22 protein-coding genes and 3 tRNA genes are annotated in these 18,374 nt (G+C 63.3%); 12 read left to right on the forward strand and 13 right to left on the reverse strand.

All coding sequences use genetic code 11. The features are described from left to right. The first annotated feature begins 67 nt into the window (after window positions 1-67). From gacA to NAO55_RS05835, 6 genes are all read left to right on the forward strand, one after another. Window positions 68-712: a response regulator transcription factor GacA gene (gacA, locus tag NAO55_RS05810; protein ID WP_003300232.1), complete on the forward strand. Its 645-nt coding sequence runs from the start codon at window positions 68-70 to the stop codon at window positions 710-712. Continuing rightward, window positions 712-2,535 carry an excinuclease ABC subunit UvrC gene (gene uvrC / locus NAO55_RS05815; protein ID WP_102841118.1) on the forward strand — a complete coding sequence of 608 codons (1,824 nt, stop codon included), beginning with the start codon at window positions 712-714 and terminating at the stop codon, window positions 2,533-2,535. Before gacA ends, uvrC begins: the two co-directional genes overlap by 1 nt. 34 nt (window positions 2,536-2,569) lie before the next feature. Continuing rightward, window positions 2,570-3,127, forward strand: coding sequence for a CDP-diacylglycerol--glycerol-3-phosphate 3-phosphatidyltransferase (pgsA, locus tag NAO55_RS05820; protein WP_063542974.1), 558 nt, complete (start codon window positions 2,570-2,572; stop codon window positions 3,125-3,127). Window positions 3,128-3,196: 69 nt separating this feature from the next. After that, window positions 3,197-3,272: transfer RNA gene (locus NAO55_RS05825), tRNA-Gly, on the forward strand. 46 nt (window positions 3,273-3,318) lie between these two features. Further along, a tRNA-Cys gene (locus tag NAO55_RS05830) sits at window positions 3,319-3,392 on the forward strand. 150 nt (window positions 3,393-3,542) lie between these two features. After that, window positions 3,543-3,788: a PA2433 domain-containing protein gene (locus NAO55_RS05835; RefSeq protein ID WP_102841117.1), complete on the forward strand. Its 246-nt coding sequence runs from the start codon at window positions 3,543-3,545 to the stop codon at window positions 3,786-3,788. Here NAO55_RS05835 and NAO55_RS05840 read toward each other — a convergent pair whose 3' ends face one another. From NAO55_RS05840 to NAO55_RS05870, 7 genes are all read right to left on the reverse strand, one after another. Next, window positions 3,789-3,971 carry a PLDc N-terminal domain-containing protein gene (locus tag NAO55_RS05840; RefSeq protein WP_017245094.1) on the reverse strand — a complete coding sequence of 61 codons (183 nt, stop codon included), beginning with the start codon at window positions 3,969-3,971 and terminating at the stop codon, window positions 3,789-3,791. A gap of 119 nt (window positions 3,972-4,090) precedes the next feature. Further along, a complete protein-coding gene (locus NAO55_RS05845) occupies window positions 4,091-4,321 on the reverse strand; it encodes a thioredoxin family protein (protein WP_102841116.1) in 231 nt (76 codons plus the stop codon). A gap of 8 nt (window positions 4,322-4,329) precedes the next feature. Continuing rightward, window positions 4,330-4,704 carry a permease gene (locus tag NAO55_RS05850; RefSeq protein ID WP_232244551.1) on the reverse strand — a complete coding sequence of 125 codons (375 nt, stop codon included), beginning with the start codon at window positions 4,702-4,704 and terminating at the stop codon, window positions 4,330-4,332. Beyond that, the gene (locus NAO55_RS05855) at window positions 4,643-5,131 is read right to left on the reverse strand and encodes a hypothetical protein (RefSeq protein ID WP_232244552.1); all 489 of its coding nucleotides are present in this window, start codon (window positions 5,129-5,131) and stop codon (window positions 4,643-4,645) included. The genes NAO55_RS05850 and NAO55_RS05855 overlap by 62 nt, the downstream gene beginning before the upstream one ends. A gap of 11 nt (window positions 5,132-5,142) precedes the next feature. Then, a complete protein-coding gene (locus tag NAO55_RS05860) occupies window positions 5,143-5,586 on the reverse strand; it encodes a permease (RefSeq protein WP_232244553.1) in 444 nt (147 codons plus the stop codon). A gap of 195 nt (window positions 5,587-5,781) precedes the next feature. After that, complete coding sequence (arsB, locus tag NAO55_RS05865; RefSeq protein ID WP_102841115.1) at window positions 5,782-6,864, reverse strand: ACR3 family arsenite efflux transporter; 1,083 nt, start codon at window positions 6,862-6,864, stop codon at window positions 5,782-5,784. 48 nt (window positions 6,865-6,912) lie between these two features. Further along, window positions 6,913-7,986 carry an ArsO family NAD(P)H-dependent flavin-containing monooxygenase gene (locus NAO55_RS05870; protein ID WP_102841114.1) on the reverse strand — a complete coding sequence of 358 codons (1,074 nt, stop codon included), beginning with the start codon at window positions 7,984-7,986 and terminating at the stop codon, window positions 6,913-6,915. A 217-nt stretch (window positions 7,987-8,203) separates the two neighbouring features. Here NAO55_RS05870 and NAO55_RS05875 point away from each other — a divergent pair, with 217 nt between their 5' ends. The 6 genes from NAO55_RS05875 to arsJ all read left to right on the forward strand — a co-directional run bounded on the left by NAO55_RS05875 (window position 8,204) and on the right by arsJ (window position 12,526). After that, window positions 8,204-8,560, forward strand: coding sequence for a metalloregulator ArsR/SmtB family transcription factor (locus tag NAO55_RS05875; protein ID WP_102841113.1), 357 nt, complete (start codon window positions 8,204-8,206; stop codon window positions 8,558-8,560). 39 nt (window positions 8,561-8,599) lie between these two features. Beyond that, the gene (gene arsH, locus NAO55_RS05880; RefSeq protein ID WP_102841112.1) at window positions 8,600-9,313 is read left to right on the forward strand and encodes an arsenical resistance protein ArsH; all 714 of its coding nucleotides are present in this window, start codon (window positions 8,600-8,602) and stop codon (window positions 9,311-9,313) included. A gap of 18 nt (window positions 9,314-9,331) precedes the next feature. Beyond that, complete coding sequence (locus NAO55_RS05885; protein WP_102841111.1) at window positions 9,332-9,826, forward strand: phosphatase domain-containing putative toxin; 495 nt, start codon at window positions 9,332-9,334, stop codon at window positions 9,824-9,826. Next, on the forward strand, window positions 9,795-10,163 hold the full coding sequence (locus NAO55_RS05890) for a YnfA family protein (protein ID WP_197932472.1): 369 nt from the start codon (window positions 9,795-9,797) through the stop codon (window positions 10,161-10,163). Before NAO55_RS05885 ends, NAO55_RS05890 begins: the two co-directional genes overlap by 32 nt. A gap of 26 nt (window positions 10,164-10,189) precedes the next feature. Then, the gene (locus tag NAO55_RS05895) at window positions 10,190-11,200 is read left to right on the forward strand and encodes an ArsJ-associated glyceraldehyde-3-phosphate dehydrogenase (protein ID WP_102841110.1); all 1,011 of its coding nucleotides are present in this window, start codon (window positions 10,190-10,192) and stop codon (window positions 11,198-11,200) included. Between the two features lie 111 nt (window positions 11,201-11,311). Next, on the forward strand, window positions 11,312-12,526 hold the full coding sequence (arsJ, locus tag NAO55_RS05900) for an organoarsenical effux MFS transporter ArsJ (RefSeq protein ID WP_102841109.1): 1,215 nt from the start codon (window positions 11,312-11,314) through the stop codon (window positions 12,524-12,526). A gap of 82 nt (window positions 12,527-12,608) precedes the next feature. Here the strand turns inward: arsJ and NAO55_RS20955 are convergent, their stop codons facing one another. From NAO55_RS20955 to NAO55_RS05925, 6 genes are all read right to left on the reverse strand, one after another. Continuing rightward, entirely contained in the window at window positions 12,609-12,788 is a 180-nt protein-coding gene (locus tag NAO55_RS20955) for a hypothetical protein (RefSeq protein WP_102841108.1), read from the reverse strand. A gap of 132 nt (window positions 12,789-12,920) precedes the next feature. After that, window positions 12,921-13,613, reverse strand: coding sequence for an RES family NAD+ phosphorylase (locus NAO55_RS05905; protein ID WP_102841107.1), 693 nt, complete (start codon window positions 13,611-13,613; stop codon window positions 12,921-12,923). Then, complete coding sequence (locus NAO55_RS05910; RefSeq protein ID WP_102841106.1) at window positions 13,613-14,017, reverse strand: antitoxin Xre-like helix-turn-helix domain-containing protein; 405 nt, start codon at window positions 14,015-14,017, stop codon at window positions 13,613-13,615. Before NAO55_RS05910 ends, NAO55_RS05905 begins: the two co-directional genes overlap by 1 nt. Before the next feature lie 224 nt (window positions 14,018-14,241). Then, window positions 14,242-14,328, reverse strand: a tRNA-Leu gene (locus tag NAO55_RS05915). 89 nt (window positions 14,329-14,417) lie between these two features. Next, window positions 14,418-16,697 carry an ATP-dependent DNA helicase gene (locus tag NAO55_RS05920; protein WP_102841105.1) on the reverse strand — a complete coding sequence of 760 codons (2,280 nt, stop codon included), beginning with the start codon at window positions 16,695-16,697 and terminating at the stop codon, window positions 14,418-14,420. After that, window positions 16,694-18,331, reverse strand: coding sequence for a VRR-NUC domain-containing protein (locus tag NAO55_RS05925; RefSeq protein WP_102841104.1), 1,638 nt, complete (start codon window positions 18,329-18,331; stop codon window positions 16,694-16,696). Before NAO55_RS05925 ends, NAO55_RS05920 begins: the two co-directional genes overlap by 4 nt. Between the last annotated feature and the right edge of the window lie 43 nt (window positions 18,332-18,374).

An 18,374-nucleotide genomic window follows, 5' to 3' on the forward strand; every position in this document is an offset into this window, starting at 1 on the left:
TGATAGAGTGCGCTCCTGAAAAAGCGAGCAGCCAGCCAGCTTTCAATTCGGTCAATGAGGTGTCTGCTTGATTAGGGTGCTGGTGGTCGATGACCACGATCTGGTTCGCACAGGCATCAGTCGCATGCTGGCGGACATCTCTGGGCTGCAGGTTATCGGTCAGGCGGACTCCGGCGAGGATGCGATCCGCAAGGCTCGAGAGCTCAAGCCCGATGTGGTGCTGATGGACGTCAAGATGCCGGGCATCGGCGGTCTGGAGGCGACCCGCAAGCTGCTGCGCAGCTACCCGGACCTGAAGGTCATTGCCGTGACCATCTGTGAAGAAGATCCCTTTCCGACTCGCCTGCTGCAGGCCGGGGCGGCGGGCTATCTGACGAAGGGCGCGGCGCTGGAGGAAATGGTGCAGGCCATCCGCATGGTGTTCGGCGGCCAGCGCTACATCAGCCCGCAGATCGCCCAGCAGCTGGCGCTCAAATCCTTCCAGCCGCAGCTCAGTGAGTCACCGTTCGACCTGCTTTCCGAGCGAGAAATACAGATCGCGCTGATGATCGCCAACTGTCAGAAGGTACAGCACATTTCCGACAAGCTCTGCCTGTCGCCGAAAACGGTGAACACCTACCGCTATCGCATCTTCGAAAAACTGTCGATCACCAGTGATGTCGAGCTGGCCCTGCTGGCGGTTCGCCACGGGATGGTCGATACCGTCAACTGATGACAGAAGCCTTCGATTCCTCGGCGTTCCTGGCCGCCTGCAGCGGCCGGCCGGGCGTCTATCGCATGTTCGATGCGCAGGCCAAGCTGCTCTATGTGGGCAAAGCGAAGAACCTGAAGAAGCGCCTGGCAAGCTACTTCCGCAAGACCGGGCAGGCGCCGAAGACCGCAGCGCTGGTGGCCAAGATTGCGCAGGTCGAAACCACCATCACCGCCAACGAGACCGAGGCGCTGCTGCTCGAGCAGACGCTCATCAAACAGTGGCGGCCGCCGTACAACATCCTGCTACGGGACGATAAGTCCTACCCCTATGTGTTCCTCTCGGCCGGGGAATTTCCAAGACTGAGTATTCATCGTGGCGCCAAGAAGGAGCCCGGACGCTACTTCGGCCCCTATCCTAGCGCCGGCGCGATCCGCGAAAGCCTGAGCCTGCTGCAAAAGGCCTTCTTCGTGCGGCAATGCGAGGACAGCTATTTCCGCAACCGCACCCGGCCCTGCCTGCAATACCAGATCAAGCGCTGCAAGGCGCCATGCGTGAAGCTGGTCGACCCCGAAGAGTACGCCGAAGACGTGCGTCACTCGGTGATGTTCCTCGAGGGCCGCAGCAACGCCCTGGCCGAGGAACTGTCGCGCAACATGGAAAAGGCGGCGATGAACCTGGACTTCGAGCGCGCCGCCGAGATTCGCGACCAGATCGGCATCCTGCGCCGTGTGCAGGACCAGCAGAGCATGGAAGGTGGTTCGGGCAACGTGGATATCGTCGCCGCAGTGGTCAGCCCAGGCGGCGCTTGCGTGCACCTGATCACCGTACGTGGCGGCCGCGTGCTGGGCAGCAAGAACTTCTTTCCGCAGGTGGCCATCGAGGAAAGTGTCAGCGAGGTGCTGCAGGCCTTTCTGGAGCAGTACTACCTGGGTGCTACGGAACGCGACCTGCCGAGCGAGCTGATCGTCAATGCCGTGCACGAGGATTTCGCCACGCTGATCGACGCCATTTCCGAGCTGCGCGGCGTGGAGCTCGCCATCACCCATCGCGTACGCGCGACGCGGGCGCGCTGGCAGCAACTGGCGCTGACTAACGCCGAGCAGGCCCTGGGCGCGCGGCTGGCCAATCGTCAGCATTTGTCGGCGCGCTTCGAGGCGCTGGCCGAAGCGCTGGAACTCGATGAGCCGCCGATGCGGCTGGAATGCTTCGACATCAGCCACTCCAGCGGCGAGGCTACCGTCGCCTCCTGCGTGGTGTTCGGCCCGGAAGGCCCGCTGAAATCCGACTATCGACGCTACAACATCGAGGGCGTCACCGCCGGAGACGACTATGCGGCAATGCATCAGGCACTGTCGCGGCGTTTTCGCAAGGCGGCGGAGGGCGAGGGCAAGCTGCCGGACATCCTGCTCGTCGACGGTGGCAAGGGCCAGCTCAATATGGCCCGCGAGGTGCTGGAGGAACTGGCCGTGCCGGAACTCATCCTGCTTGGCGTGGCCAAGGGGGTCACCCGCAAGCCGGGCCTGGAGACTCTCTATCTGAACGACGCCGCGCATGAGTTCACGCTGCCGGCCGACTCGCCTGCGCTGCACCTGATCCAGCAGGTGCGAGACGAAGCGCATCGCTTCGCCATCACCGGCCACCGCGCACGGCGTGGGAAGGCTCGGCGCACTTCGACGCTGGAGGACGTTCCGGGCATTGGGCCTAAACGTCGTCGCGAACTGCTCACGCATTTTGGCGGTCTTCAGGAACTGTGCAGGGCCAGCCTCGACGAGATCGCCAAGGCGCCTGGTATCAGTAAAAAGCTTGCCGAGTCGATTTATGCCGCTCTGCACAGTGAGTAAACTGTCCCCCGAATTCCGCCGATCAGTGGTACCGATGAATATCCCGAACCTGCTCACCGTTCTGCGCGTGCTGCTGATACCCATCTTCATCCTGCTTTTCTATCTCCCGTTCTACTGGAGCTACCTGGCCGCCAGTGCCGTGTTCACCATCGCGGCGCTTACCGATTGGCTCGATGGCTATCTGGCGCGCCGGTTGGAACAGAGCACGCCATTCGGCGCCTTTCTTGATCCCGTAGCCGACAAGCTGATGGTGGCGGTCGCGCTTGTGCTGCTGGTTGAGGAGCACGCCAATCTCTGGCTGACGCTGCCGGCTGCGATCATCATCGGCCGCGAGATCGTCGTCTCGGCATTGCGCGAGTGGATGGCCGAGCTCGGTGCCCGCGCGCAGGTCGCGGTGTCGAATCTCGGCAAATGGAAGACCGCGGCGCAGATGGTGGCGCTGGTGATCCTGCTGGCCAATCCGCCGCAGCCGACAATATGGGTCGGTATGGGGTACGCATTGCTCATCGTCGCGGCAGGGTTGACGCTGTGGTCGATGATCAATTACCTGATGGCTGCCTGGCCGCACCTGAGCACTACGGAAAAGAAATAAAAACTTTTTTAATCAAAGGGTTGACGGCAGCCTTCGATCGTATAGAATGGCGCCCGTCACCAAGACAACGCGGGAATAGCTCAGTTGGTAGAGCACGACCTTGCCAAGGTCGGGGTCGCGAGTTCGAGTCTCGTTTCCCGCTCCAGTTTGTAAGATCGCGCCGCAGAAATCATGCGGCGCCTTCGTTTTGAGGCCGGTTGGCAGAGTGGTTATGCAGCGGATTGCAAATCCGTGTACGCCGGTTCGATTCCGACATCGGCCTCCATATTGAAGAGCCCTAAGCAATTCGTTGCTTGGGGCTTTTTCTTTTGCGTCCCAGAGCTCGCGGCCACCGGTACTGCCAGTGAGTGGGCACCAAGCGATTCTGCCGCTGCTATCTATACTGCATGGGCGCCTCTCGCTCAGGAGAATAGCCATGCGACGCCTCTCAGCCTTTGCCTTCGCGATTCTGTTCAGCTCGCCACTGCTGGCGATGCATTGCCCCATGGACATGGCCAAGATCGACGAACTGCTCAAGACCAATCCACCGAAGGACGCAGCCACCCTGCAGCAGGTGCGCGAACTGCGTGCCGAGGGTGAGCAGTTGCATCAGGCAGGCAAGCACGCCGATTCGATACGGGTGCTGGGACGAGCCCTGTACCTGCTAGGTCAGAAGCCCTGATCAGCGGACTCTGCGAACGCCAACCAGCAGCCAGAACAGCAGGCCCAGCACTGGGAAGAGGGCGATACCGATCGCCCAGAGCGCCTTTGCGCCCACGCTTCGCTCGCTTTTGAATACGCTGATGATCGCCAGCAAGTTCAGCGCGATGAGCGCCACCGCGGCTGCGATGGCCAGGTAAGTCATCGAATCGGACACTTCACATTTCTCCTGACGGCTCAGGTTATGAGGCCGCGAACCGCGCAGGAGGGTTCCGTACCGTTAAGGGCATCAAATGATGCGACGAGCCCGGCCCGGTTCTAGGTTCAGCCCAGCAGCTGCTGGAGTTCGTCGCTGCTGGGCACCTTCCCCTCGACGAGGACATCGTCATCGACCGCCAGCGCTGGCGTGCGCATGACCCCGGCATCGATGATCGCGTTGACGTCGGTGATTTTCTCGAGCTGATATTCCAGACCGAGACGACGTGCCGCCGCTTCGGCATTGGCAGTGAGTTGCTGGCACTTGGCGCAGCCGGAACCGTAGACGGTCAGTTTCATGGCCGTCCTCACATCAGTTGGCCATAGAGATAACCGCTAAGCGTGGCCATGACCACGACCAGCGTGCAGTACACCAGCGTCTTCTGGGTGCCCAGCACCGTGCGAGTCACCAGCATGTTCGGCAGGGACAGCGCAGGGCCGGCGAGCAATATCGCCAGTGCCGGGCCCTTGCCCATGCCAGCGCCAAGAAGGCCTTCGACGATAGGCACTTCCGTCAGCGTGGAAAAGTACATGAAGGCGCCCAGTAGTGAAGCGAGCAGGGTGGAGGCGAAGCTGTTGTCACCCACTACCCAGACCACCCATTGACTGGGAAACAATCCTTCATGACCAGGACGGCCGAGCAGCATGCCGGCGACCATCACACCACCCAGCAGCAGCGGCATGATCTGTTTGGTGAAGTCCCAGCTCTGCCCGACCCACCTGTCCGGCAGCGTTCTCACGGCTGGCCTGCAACATCAGCCCGCCGATACCGATGACCATCGCCAGTTCTGGCCATTCGGGCCGGAGCAGGGCGCTTGCAGCGACCAACCCGGCCACGACCAGCAACGGTTGTAGTGACCAGCGCCAACGGCGTACCAACAGCGCCGCCAGCAGGATGGCGAGCGCAGCGGTGATCGGCCACTTCCAGGCGTAAACGAGCATCCATGCCGGGCTTTCCGCCCTGGCCCAGTTGGCGAACACCAGGATGCCGATCATCAGGCTGAACAGGGCGACGATGTCGCCCAGCGGACGCCCGCTGTCGTCGGCGGTGAACCCGCGGGCGCCCTTGGCGGCGCGGGCGGCTTCTTCGTGACGGTAGAGCAGGTGCATGATCGCGCCGATTACCAGGGCAAAGAGGATGCGCCGACAGCCCGGGCGATACCGAGCTCGGCGCCAAGCACCTTGGCCGTCACCACGATGGCCATGACGTTGATCGCTGGCCCCGAGTAGAGAAAGGCGATGGCTGCGCCGAGCCCGGCCCCGCGCTTGTAGATGCCGCCGAACAGCGGCAGGACGGTACAGGAGCACACCGCCAGCAGCGTGCCGGCGACCGAGGCCACGCCGAAGGCAATCGGCTTGGGCGAGGCCGGGCCGAGGTGCTTCATCACCGCGCCCTGGCTGATATAGACGGCCATCGCGCCTGCGATGATGAAGGCCGGCAACAGGCAAAGGATGACGTGCTCGCGGGCGTACCACTGGGTCAGGCGAAGGCCTTCGAGTACGGCATTCTCGAAGCGAGGCTGCCCCAGCGGCAGGAAGAAGATCAGCAGAAATGCGGCAGACATGCCAAGCAGCACCTTGGCTTCGCCAGGGCGGTCGCGCCAGAAACGCGCCAGGTGTTTACACAGCGAAGGGGAGGCGTCAGCCGAAGGAGCCGATCGCTCGGGCGCGGAGCTGTCCATGACCATGGTCCTGCTGGGTAGTCACGACCATGGTAGTTGGCTGGCGTGCGGCGAGGCTGATCCGCGTCAAGCGCAGGGCTATGTTCGGTTAGCCGTCAACGCGCGGTTGTACCAGTCGCGGCTGCGATTGACGCTGCGCACCAGCCAGAGCATCACCGGCACCTCGATCAGCACGCCGACCACCGTGGCCAGTGCGGCACCGGAATTGAAACCGTAGAGCACGATGGCGACGGCCACCGCCAGCTCGAAGAAATTCGAGGCGCCGATCATGGCCGACGGCCCTGCCACATCGTGGCGCACTTGGAAGCGGCGATTGAGCCAATAGCCCAGCCCGGCGATCAGCAGGGTCTGCAGCAGGATGGGCACAGCCAGCATGGCGATGATCAGCGGCTGGTCGACGATGGCCTCGCCCTGGAAGGAGAACAACAGCACCAGGGTGGCCAGCAGCGCAACGATGGAGAATGGCTGCACTCTTGCCAGGGCGGCGTGGAATGCTTCTTCGCCGCGCTTGAGCAGGCGTGCGCGAATTATCTGGGCGATCGCCAGCGGGATGACGATGTACATCACTACCGAGAGCAGCAGCGTGTCCCAAGGCACTGGAATCGAAGACACACCGAGCAGCAGTGCGACGATCGGGGCGAAGGCGAACACCATCACCACATCGTTCAGTGCGACCTGGGTCAGGGTGAAGTTGGCGTTGCCGTTACAGAGGTTGCTCCATACGAAGACCATTGCGGTGCAGGGCGCCGCGCCCAGTAGGATCAAGCCGGCCATGTAACTGTCCAGTTCGGCGGCCGGCAGCCAGGGCGCGAAGACCTGTTTGATGAACAGCCAGCCCAGCAGCGCCATGGTGAACGGCTTGATGGCCCAGTTGACGAAGAGCGTGATGCCCATGCTCGCCCGCTGCGCGTAGACCTCCCGCAGGGCGGAGAAGTCGATTTTCATCAGCATGGGGATGATCATCACCCAGATCAGCAGGCCGACCGGGATGTTTACATGGGCCACTTCCAGGGCGCCCACGGCCTGTGCCGCCGCGGGCATGCCAAGCCCGAGCAGCGTGCCGGCAATGATGCAGAGGAATACCCAGAGGGTGAGGTAACGCTCGAAGAAGCCCAGTGGCGCCCCGGCCTGCTTGCTGGTCACTTCGCATTGAGTGGACATCTGGAACCGTACCTTTTCTTTCTGTAGGTGGTGGGTTGTGTCGCCGCGCTAGCGGGATTGTGCGGACAGCGCTTCGACCACTTCGTCGACCGTACTTCGGGCGCTGCGCATGACGCCGATCAGCGTGGCAGATGCCGTGCCGGTCCACTCGCCGTAGCCGACCAGCCAGAGATTGGGCTGTTTCACGGCTTGGGTCCCTGCTACCTGCACCTTGCCGTCGGCCTCCACCAGCCCGCACGGGTGAAGATGATCGAGCGCCGGGCGAAAGCCGGTGCACCAGACCACCGCATCGAGGCGAGTCTGACGGCCGTCCGCCCATTCGACGGCAGTTTCGTGCAAGCGCACAAACGGCGGTTGCGCTACCAGCACGCCACGTTCCCGCGCGTCGAGCACCGAGGGCACCATGACGATATCGCCGAAGCCGCCGGGCAGGTCATCGATGCTGCGGCCCTCCTGCTGAGCCTTCCAGCGCGCGGTTGCACGCTCGAACAGCACGCGACCATCGACCTCATCGGGAAGGAATGCCGGCGGGTCCTGAGTGACCCATATGGTTTCGCCGACCTTCGAGAGTTCCGCCAGGATCTGCGCGGCTGAATTGCCGCCGCCGACCACCATCACGCGCTTGCCGGAGAAGGGCGCAGGGTCCCGGTAGTACGCTGAATGCAATTGCAGCCCCTGGAACGCCTCGCGCCCCGGATAGTCCGGAATGAAAGGCTTGCTCCAGGTGCCGGTCGCACTGATTACTGCCCGGGCCAGCCAGCGCCAATCGCCGGCCTGAACCTGCCATAGATCATCTACGCGCCTGATCGCATCGACATGAACCGGGCGCTGAATGGGAAAGCTGTAGCGGGTCTCGTAGCGTTGCAGGTAGTCGATCACATCGTCGCGCGACGGATTGCCCGGTTCGACGGGGGTGGGCATCGGCCAGCCGGCGATCGAACTCCAGGCCGCCGGTGAGAACAGCCTCAACGAATTCCAGGCGTGGAGCCAGGCGCCACCCGGGGCGGGTTGATCGTCCAGCAGCAGGTAGGAAAGCGCCGTACGCCGCACGAAGTACGCGCTCGCCAGGGCCGACTGCCCGGCGCCGATGATGATCACATCGAGCACATGGGGGGCTGACATCAGCAGACTCTCATCCAAGACATTCGGTTCGCCTTATATACGCTCTGCGGAATATACGCGGGTTGCATTACGCCGAGCAAATTCGCCACGCCAAGGTTGCCTGAAGCACCTGAGCGGCTAACCTGCGCTTTACTCGTATATGCGTTAAGCAATATATTCGCCGACGCATACGTTTCGCGATCATCAACCGATCGGCAAGCGTCAGAAGGGTATTTTCGTGATCGAGCACCTGACACCTACCACCGTATTCAAATGCCTGGCTGACGAGACTCGCGTGCGCATCGCCTTGCTCATCGCCCGCGAAGGCGAGTTGTGCGTGTGCGAGCTGACCTGCGCGCTGGATGAAAGTCAGCCGAAAATTTCCCGTCACCTGGCGATGCTGCGCAGCTGCGGCATGCTGGAAGATCGCCGCCAGGGACAGTGGGTCTATTACCGTTTCCATCCGCATCTGCCTGACTGGGTCACGGACATGCTGCAACCGATTCTGGCTGCCAACAAGAACTGGCTGAGCGACAACGTGCAGCGTCTGGAGCGCATGCGCAATCGTCCCGAGCGGGCGACGGTGTGTGGCTGAATCGCATCGTTCACTCGCCTCAACTTTCAGGATTACCCCATGCACGACGACCTACCCAATATCGATCCAGCGCTGCTCGATCTGCCGGATCTCGCCAAGCTGGGCCTCCCAGACGGGCCTGCGCACAAGCCGCGCATTCTGCTGCTCTATGGCTCCAACCGGGAGCGCTCCTACAGTCGCTTGCTGGTACAGGAAGCTGCGCGGCTGCTGGAGCGTTTCGGTGCCGAGACGCGCATCTTTCATCCGGCAGGACTACCACTGCCGGACGATGCACCTGACAGCCATCCGAAGGTGCAGGAACTGCGCGAGCTGATGCAGTGGTCGGAGGGGCAGGTGTGGTGCTCGCCGGAACGGCATGGCTCGATGAGCGCGGTGTTCAAGGCGCAAATCGACTGGGTGCCGCTGGCCATGGGCGCGCTGCGCCCGACTCAGGGCAAGACGCTGGCGATCATGCAAGTCAGCGGCGGTTCGCAGTCATTCAATGCGCTCAATCAGATGCGCGTGCTGGGTCGCTGGATGCGCATGCTCACCATCCCCAACCAGTCCTCAGTGGCCAAGGCCTATCTCGAGTTCGACGAGGCGGGGCGGATGAAGCCCTCGGCCTATTACGACCGCGTGGTGGATGTGATGGAGGAGCTGATCAAGTTCACCCTGCTGGTACGCGGTCGCGCCGATTACCTGGTCGACCGTTATTCGGAACGCAAGGAGTCGGCCGAAGCGCTGTCCCGTCGCGTCAATCAACGCTCAATCTGACTTCCAGGAATCGCCCGCGTGTCCCATCCCTACGACATCCTCGATGTGCCCGGCTGTGCCGGTCAGCTGATCTTCACGCCGTGTCCCGGTAGCAAGGGCAGCAGCCTCGACGAGGCGCTGACCACGCTGCAGGCGGCTGGTGCCGAAGCAGTGATCACCTTGATGCCCGCCGAAGAGCTGGCCCGTAACGACGCGAGCCAGCTGCCGCAACTCTGTGCCGAACGCGACCTCGAGTGGTTTCACCTGCCGGTGGCCGACGAACAGGTGCCGCTGGCGGACTTCGATCTGGCCTGGGAAGGGGCGGCAGCTCGGATCCATGAGTTGCTGGATGCCGGCAAGCGCGTCGCTATTCACTGCAAGGGCGGCTCTGGTCGTACCGGGCTGATCGCAGCGCGCATCCTGATCGACCGCGACGTGCCGCGCGCGACAGCCATCGCCTGCGTCCAGGCGCTTCGCCCCAAGGCTATCCAGCATCCGGCGCATGTCGGCTGGATCGAACGCTTCGGCGCATGACGGGCCTCTCGTGCTGAATACGCTCGGCTTGTTCGTCATTACCGCGATAGCGGAGATCGTCGGCTGTTATCTGCCGTACCTCTGGCTGAAACAAGGCAAGAGTATCTGGTTGCTGGTTCCGGCGGCGCTTTCCCTGGCGCTGTTCGCCTGGCTGCTGTCACTGCACCCCACCGCCGCCGGACGGGTCTACGCCGCCTACGGTGGCGTTTACGTCGCTGTCGCACTGGTCTGGCTGTGGCTGGTCGACGGTGTTCGCCCCACCGGGTGGGACCTGCTCGGCTGCGCCGTGGCGTTGCTGGGCATGGCGATCATCATGTTCGCGCCGCGCAATCTCTGATCCATCATTTCAGGAGCGAGTCATCCATGAGCATAAAAGTAGGCATCAACGGTTTCGGCCGCATCGGCCGCCTGGCCCTGCGGGCGGCCTGGGATTGGCCGGAGCTGGACTTCGTGCAGATCAACGATCCGGCCGGCGATGCGGCGACCCATGCGCACCTGCTCAATTTCGACTCTGTGCATGGCCGCTGGCAGCACGAGGCCAGCGCCGACGGCGACCGCCTGGCCATCAACGGCCGGCGGGTGAAGGTCAGCGCCAACAAGGCGATCGCCGACACCGATTGGTCGGGCTGCGATCTTGTCATCGAGGCGAGCGGCAAGATGAAGACCGTTGCGGTGCTGCAGCAGTATCTGGAGCAGGGGGTCAAGCGCGTGGTAGTCAGCGCGCCGGTGAAGGAGGCGGGCGCGCTGAACGTCGTCATGGGCGTCAATGACGGCCTGTACGATCCGGCGCAGCACCGCATCGTCACCGCGGCGTCCTGCACCACCAACTGCCTGGCACCGGTGGTCAAGGTGATCCACGAGCAGCTCGGCATCCGCCACGGTTCGATCACCACCATCCATGACCTGACCAATACGCAGAGCATTCTTGATCAGCCGTACAAGGATCTGCGCCGCGCCCGCGCCTCGGGCATGAGCCTGATTCCCACCACCACCGGCTCGGCCACGGCGATCGCCGAGATATTTCCCGAGCTGCGCGGCAAGCTGAACGGCCATGCCGTGCGCGTGCCGCTGGCCAATGCCTCGCTCACCGACTGCGTGTTCGAGGTGGAGCGCAGCACCGATGTCGCAGAGGTGAACCGGTTGCTGCAGGCTGCAGCGGAGGGCGAGCTCAAGGGCATTCTCGGCTACGAGGAGCGGCCGCTGGTTTCCATTGATTACCGCACCGACCCGCGCTCGTCGATCATCGATGCGCTGTCGACCATGGTGGTCAACGGCACGCAGGTGAAGATCTACGCGTGGTACGACAACGAGTGGGGCTACGCCAACCGCACCGTTGAACTGGCGCGCAAGGTTGGGCTAGCCGACATTTGCTAGGGCGTACATCCCGTAGGGTGGGCTTCAGCCCACCATTCAGCCCGGCGTCTGAGGTGGGCCGAGCGGGTTCGCGCCTTATCAGTGATCCGTACATATTTATGAGCCGCCGCCATGCATGCTCTGCAACGTCTCGCGCCGGAAATCCGCCAGTACCTGGTGGTAACCGGTAACTACTGGGCCTTCACCCTCACCGACGGCGCGCTGCGCATGCTGGTGGTGCTGCACTTCCATGCGCTGGGCTACTCGCCCTTGCAGATCGCCGCGCTGTTCCTGTTCTACGAAATATTCGGCGTCGTCACCAACCTGATTGGCGGGTACCTCGGTGCGCGGCTTGGTCTGAACCGTACGATGAACCTCGGCTTGGCGCTGCAGGTCGCGGCCCTGCTAATGCTCACCGTACCGGCCACATGGCTGACCGTGCCCTGGGTAATGGGCGCGCAGGCGCTTTCCGGCATCGCCAAGGATCTGAACAAGATGTCCGCCAAGAGCTCGATCAAGCTTCTAGTGCCGGACAGCCAGCAGGGCACGCTCTACAAGTGGGTCGCCATCCTCACTGGCTCGAAGAACGCGCTCAAGGGCGTGGGCTTCTTTCTCGGCGGCGCGCTGCTCAGTCTGCTGGGATTCGCCGGCGCGGTGCTGGCGATGGCTGCCGTGCTGGCGCTGATCTGGCTGGCCAGCCTGGTGCTGCTGAAAAAGGATCTCGGCAAGGCCAAGGCCAAGCCCAAGTTCCGCGACATCCTGTCCAAGAGTCGCGCGATCAACGTGTTGTCCGCGGCGCGCCTGTTCCTGTTCGGCGCGCGAGACGTCTGGTTCGTGGTGGCTTTGCCGGTGTATCTGAGCGCGGTTTTCGGCTGGGACTTCTGGATGGTCGGTGGCTTCCTTGCGTGCTGGATCATCGGTTACGGCATTGTCCAGTCGGTCGCACCGGCGATCACCGGCAAACGCAGTGGCAAGGTCCCGGATGGGCGCGCGGCTTTCCTATGGGCAGCGTCGCTGGCCGCGTTGCCTGCGGCCATTGCGGTCGGGCTGGCGGGCGCTGCGTCGCCGCAGTGGGTGCTGATCGGCGGGCTGCTGCTATTTGGCGTGCTGTTCGCGGTGAATTCGTCGCTGCACAGCTATCTGATCGTCAGCTACGCCAAGGAAGATGGCGTCTCGCTGGATGTAGGCTTCTATTACATGTCCAACGCGCTGGGTCGATTGGTCGGCACGCTGCTCTCGGGTTGGGTGTTCCAGGCCTACGGCCTGCAGGCTTGCCTGTGGGTGTCGTCGCTGTTCCTGCTGCTCGCCGCGCTTATCTCTCTGTGGTTGCCGCGACACCACGGGTGAAGGGCAGGGCGCTCGCGAGGTCGGCCCTGCCCGCTAGACCGGCAGGATTCGCTCCGCTCGCCATTGGCGTTGCCTGAACGGATCAGTGAGACGGGGCTGTCCTTAGCATGCCAATGTCTGCCGAGGCTCTCTGCATCAGCGCTGCAGCGTTCGGCCCTGCTTTTTCCTGCCCGCTGCGACGACCACGACGCCAGTGCGCCATCGGCTGCAGTGCGCTGATATCCGAACGGGTTACCAGTTCTTCGAGTGATCGCTTGCTCATCGTCGCGTCCTCACATCGTCTGTTCGGGGGAGCGTCCGTGCGCCATGGGGAGTCCTTGAGCAAAGGATGCGCGGAGTTTGTTACAGCTGGTTGGCAGTGACGGGCGTGCGGACGAGCGGCGCCGGGGTGGGCCTACGGCGAAACCTCGCCGATGGCGCTCACACTGGTAATGCCGGCGTTCCAGATCATCTCGTAATGGGCGGTCTGGACAATGGAGAGCACATTGCGCGGCGTCATGAGCGCCCAGCAATGCTGGCCAGGCTTGCGCACCGAGCGGTAGCGCAGACCTGCAAAGCCGTCCTGCCGGAGCTGACGACCGAACTGGCGCGCCGCGGAATAATCGTTCGGATCATAGATCGGGTCGGTCAGCGCGACGGTCGTGGCATCCAGCAGGCCTGCCTCGTCGAACTGGCACGACAATCCGCGAAAGACGAAGCGCTCGAAGTTCAGACCCACCACGCCGGACCAGTACAGCTCCTGGTGATGGCGCACTTCGGCAAGGGCCGTTTCCATACTGTCGGCCAGGTAGAGCACGCCGTAGCTGCCATCGCTGAAACGCGAGCCGGAGGGATTCACATGGGTGAACGGAGCGGTGGCATAGGAGCAGCCGGGAATGCCGAACGGGATCTCGCCGCGGGGAATCAGCTCGAGTCGGCCGGTCTCGTTGTGCAGGCGCGGGTTCGTCAGGGCTTGGAGCTGATAAAGCATGTCGAACTCATCGGCGTCGGCCACGTCATCGAACAGCTCGATGGGCGGAAACTTGGAGTTCACCAATCGATACGCCTGCAGCTTCGCCGGCGGCCGAACCGGCAGCCGCTTCGGCACTACCACTGCGCGCCCCGCAGACTGTCGATCCGCCGAAATGTCTCGTACAGCGAAATCATGTCGCCCTGCGCCATGACCTCCAGCGGTGAACGGCCGTTGAAGAACTCGTTGTGATTGGGCATTCCAGGGAAACCGTAGGTGTTCTCCGGATTATCGAAGATCAGTCGCAGCGCGGCGTGGATATTGAGGATGAAACTGATGCGCTGCATCTGATCCGGATCCAGGCTCACCGACCAGTCGGCATTACGCAACTTGGCGCGCGCATGAGTGCTGCGGGAGATACGCAGAATTCGACAGGCCTGTTCAGTCGTGGCCTGCCATTTGTCCAGAATATTCACCGCAGCGCGCAATCCAGTTGTGCATTGATCCTTGGAAAAAGCGGTTACTTGAAGGGTGGCTGACATGGCAATGGTTCCGACAGTTTGTGTCTATAGATACAGATTAGCACAAATTCATTCTAAAGATTTATAGAGGCGCCGATATTGCCCGCAACTTAACGCCCAACAAACGTGAAGGGCTTGAAGTACGCACAATCGAGCGCATCCGATCTTTGAGCGGCTGATGGGATATATAGGAGGGATATTCGAATGGGCTGCGCCGGCGCCAGTTGCTGGAACCAACGGAAGTTTGGTGCCCGGAGCGGGGGTCGAACCCGCATACCCTTTCGGATGAGAGATTTTAAGTCTCTTGCGTATACCAATTTCGCCATCCGGGCGGAGGCTGCGTCGCAGCGCGCCGATGGGGAATCGGCGGCGCAGGACTATAACCAGCCTCCGACGCCCACGCAACCCGAACGACCGGCGTTCATCCACCAGAACTGCCAGACAAGGCCCACCACCCGGGCAACAGGCGACGCACCTGCGGACGGCCAAAACGGTCGTCGATCAGATGCACGACGCCCTCGTCCTGCTGTGTGCGGATCACTCGGCCGGCGGCCTGCACGACCTTTTGCAACCCTGGGTAGAGATAGGTGTAGTCGTAACCGTGGCCGCGCCCGAACATCTCGTCGAGCCGTATCTTGAACTGTTCGTTGACCGGGTTGACCTGCGGCAGGCCAAGGGTCGCGATGAAGGCACCGATCAGGCGCTGGCCGGGGAGGTCGATGCCTTCGGCGAATGCGCCGCCAAGCACGGCGAAACCGATTCCTTTGCTGCGTTCGGTAAAGCGATCGAGAAAGGCATTGCGCGCCGCTTCCTGCATGCCGCGGGTCTGCTCCCAGAAGGGTACGTCCGGGCATTGCTCGCGCAGCAGCACGGTGACCTGTTGCAGGTAATCGAAGCTGCTGAAGAAGGCCAGGTAGTTGCCGGGACGCTCGCGGTACTGACGGGCAATCAGTTCGACCACAGCGCCCAGCGAGGCCTGCCGGTGCTGATAACGGGTCGAAACATGCTCGGCCAGGCAGACGCGCAGCTGCCGGCTCTGGAACGGCGATTCGACGTCGATCCAGGCGGTGGCGGCGGGCAGGCCCAGCATGTCGGCATGGAATCTGCGCGGGCTCAACGTGGCGGAGAACAGCACACTGGAACGCGCCTGCGCCAGGCGGGGAGCCAGAAAGGGGGCGGGAACCACATTGCGCAGGCAAAGGATCGAACGACGGGCCTTGCTGCGAGCAGTCGCCGGCAACAGGCTGATGTCGAACAGCGAGTGTTCACCGAACAGCTCGGCGACACGGCAGAAATGCATGGCGTCGAAATAGGCCCGTTGCAGCTCCGCATCCAGCCCTGCAGGTTGCTCGCCCAGATAGTCGGTGATGACGCTGACCGCCTGCTGCAGCGCGCCGAGCAACTTGAGCGGCAACTCCGGTTGCACCTGGTAGTCCGCCAGCTGTTCGCGATGCAGGTCGTTCCAGCAGCGCTGTACTCGACCAAGTGGGCGTTTCAAGAGCGCCGGTGCCTTGCTGCCGAGACCGGCGAAGGCCCGCTGATCGAGCTCGGCGCTGTACATGCCACGTGCCCGGTCGAGCAGGTTGTGCGCCTCGTCCACCAGCAGGCAGATGCGCCAGTCGTTGGCCAGCGTCAGGCCGTGGAGGAGGGCGCTGCTATCGAAGTAATAGTTGTAGTCACCGACCACCACGTCCGCCCAGCGTGCCAGCTCCTGACTGAGGTAATAGGGACAGACCTGATGGGCAAGCGCCACTTCGCGCAGGGCAGCCTGGTCGAGCTGGACCTGCCCCAGCGCGGCGGCCCGCGCCGCGGGCAGGCGGTCGTAGAAGCCGCGGGCGAGCGGGCAGGATTCGCCATGACAGGCCTTGTCCGGGTGTTCGCAGGTCTTTTCGCGCGCCACCAGCTCCAGTACCCGCAGTCCATGGTTGGCGTTGCGTTGCAGCGTCTGCAGCGCATCCAGTGCCAGGCGTCGACCGGACGTCTTGGCGGCGAGAAAGAACAGCTTGTCCAGCCGCTGCCCCGGGAATGCCTTGAGCTGCGGGAACAGGGTGCCAAGCGTCTTACCGATGCCGGTAGGCGCCTGCGCCATGAGCGTGGTGCTCGTGCAGGCAGCCTTGTACACCGCCTCGGCCAGTTGCCGCTGGCCGGTGCGAAAGTCGTCGTGGGGAAAGCGCAGGGCGGAAAGTGCCTGGTCGCGCGCAGCGCGGTGGGCCATTTCCTGTGCGGCCCAGTCGATGAACGCCTGACACTGGGTCTCGAAGAACACGCGCAGCTGTGCTGCGGTGTGACGCTCGACGAACAGCGTTTCCTTGTGGCTGGTGACGTCGAAATAGACCAGTGCCAGTTCGAGTTCATCGAGCCCGCGTGTCTGACACAGCAGCCAGCCATAGATCTTCGCCTGCGCCCAGTGCAACTGGCGATGATTGGCGGGCTGGCGTTCCAGGTCGCCGCGAAAGGTCTTGATCTCTTCCAGGCGATTGCGCGCCGGGTCGTAGCCATCGGCACGGCCGCGCACGCTCAGTTGCCCGTATTGCCCCTCCAGGGCGATCTCGCGCTCGTAGCCATCGCCACGCCTGGCGGTGACCTGGGCGTGCCCGGCGATGCCTTCCAGCGCGGTGGGCGAGGGCGTGAAGCGCAGATCCAGATCGCCGACCTTGGCCGTGAATTCGCAGAGCGCGCGCACCGCGACCCGATAGCTCACGCCATGGCCTCGGCCCACTGGACATGGCAGACCGCAATGGGCAGACCGTGCTGATGGGCGTAGTCGATCCAGCGCTTTTGGTTGTCCTGCAGGCGATCGCCCGGGCCCTTCACTTCGATCATGCGATAGCGGCGCGCTTCCGGCCACAGCTGGATCAGGTCCGGCAAACCGGTGCGATTGCCAGTGACGTCCGCCAGGATGCGCTGGAACAGCAGCTTCAGGTGCGCGGCGGGAATGCAGTCCAGCGCTTGCGCCAACAGTTGTTCGTCGAGCAGCCCCCAGGCGACGAACGCGTTATGGATGCCGAGTTTCGCCTGGAAGGTGCGCCAGATGCAGTCACGGTAGTCGTCGCTGTCGAGGCAGGCCAGGCAGGCGGCGAACAGATCGGCGCGGCGCTGATGGAAGTCCGCGCGGTTCAGGTCGGCCGGCGCCCAGTGGAACGGGTGAAAGAACGCGCCCGGCAACGGCGCGAAGATCGCGTCCCAGCAGAGCAGGCCGAACAGCGAGCCGACCAGGGCGTTCTCCACGTAATACACGGGCGCATCCGGCCTCGTCAGATGCTCGCGCACCGCCTGCTCGACGCTGCAGGTAGGCCTCGGCAGGATCAGGTTGAGCTGTTCCGGCTTGCGGCTGCGTGCACGCTCGGTCGGGATGCCCAGGCTGCGTTGCAGACGTGGCAGGATGCGCTGCAGCTGCTGCACTTCATGTTCGCTTTCCGGCGCGGCCCGGGCCTGAAGCAACAGATCCAGCGCGGCCGCTGGCTGGCCGCCGCGCTCCAATACACGAATAGCCCGCTCACGCGCACCGGGATAGCCGTTGGACGCGTGCACGCGCAAGGCCTCGTCGAGCTCGCCGAGCCGTTCGAACTGCTGGCCGATGCGCAGCAGCAGTTTGCCGCGGCGGCTTTCCAGCCAGGCATTGCCGAACGGCGCGGCCGGTACAGCCGCCAGGATCTCCGCCAGCGGCTCGCCGGCATCGAAGCGCTCGCGACAGCGATGCAGATGCAGGTAGGCGTCCAGCTCGGCACGCGAACTGAACGCTCGTGAGGCGGGGGAAAAGGACACCTGCTCGTAGCGATAAACGCCCAGATCAGCCAGCACGAACTCCGACCAGTCCTGATGGATATTGCCGAAGAACAGCAGGCGCAGCCGCTCGCAGAGTTCGTCGATGCACAGGCTGTACACCGCGTCCTCGGAGCCCGCCCACCATTGCCCGAAGGGCTTGGCCAGGCCATGGTCGGCGCGCAGCCTTTCGAACAGCTCGGCCTTGCGCAGGCCGGCCGAGTTCGTGACGCCGAACAGCTGCAGCAGTTCGCCCTTGGTCAGCAGGCCGAACAGCTGTTCCAGCGTCAGCTCACGCTCGGCATCGATCCAGCCCTGCTCGATCAATGGCGCTGCCGCCCGACGTGGACAGCCGATCTCCCCGTAGTGCAGTTTGCTGGCCCGGAACAGCGCGCCCTTGCGCATCACCATGCGCACCAGCAATGCCTGGGACGCCTGCGGCAACAGAGCGAAACGCACGATGAAGGCGCGTTCGGCGTCGTCCAGCAGGTCGCCATGATGCTGGTCCACCCAGGCCAGGACCTGCTGAAAGTTGTCGAGATAGTAGAAGGGGTTTTCCAGGGCCTGACGCATCGCACATCCGGTAAAACTGGGGCGCGGGCGGCCCGCTCGAAAG

This window comes from Stutzerimonas frequens (assembly GCF_024448335.1).
In the GTDB taxonomy this organism is placed as follows: domain Bacteria; phylum Pseudomonadota; class Gammaproteobacteria; order Pseudomonadales; family Pseudomonadaceae; genus Stutzerimonas; species Stutzerimonas frequens.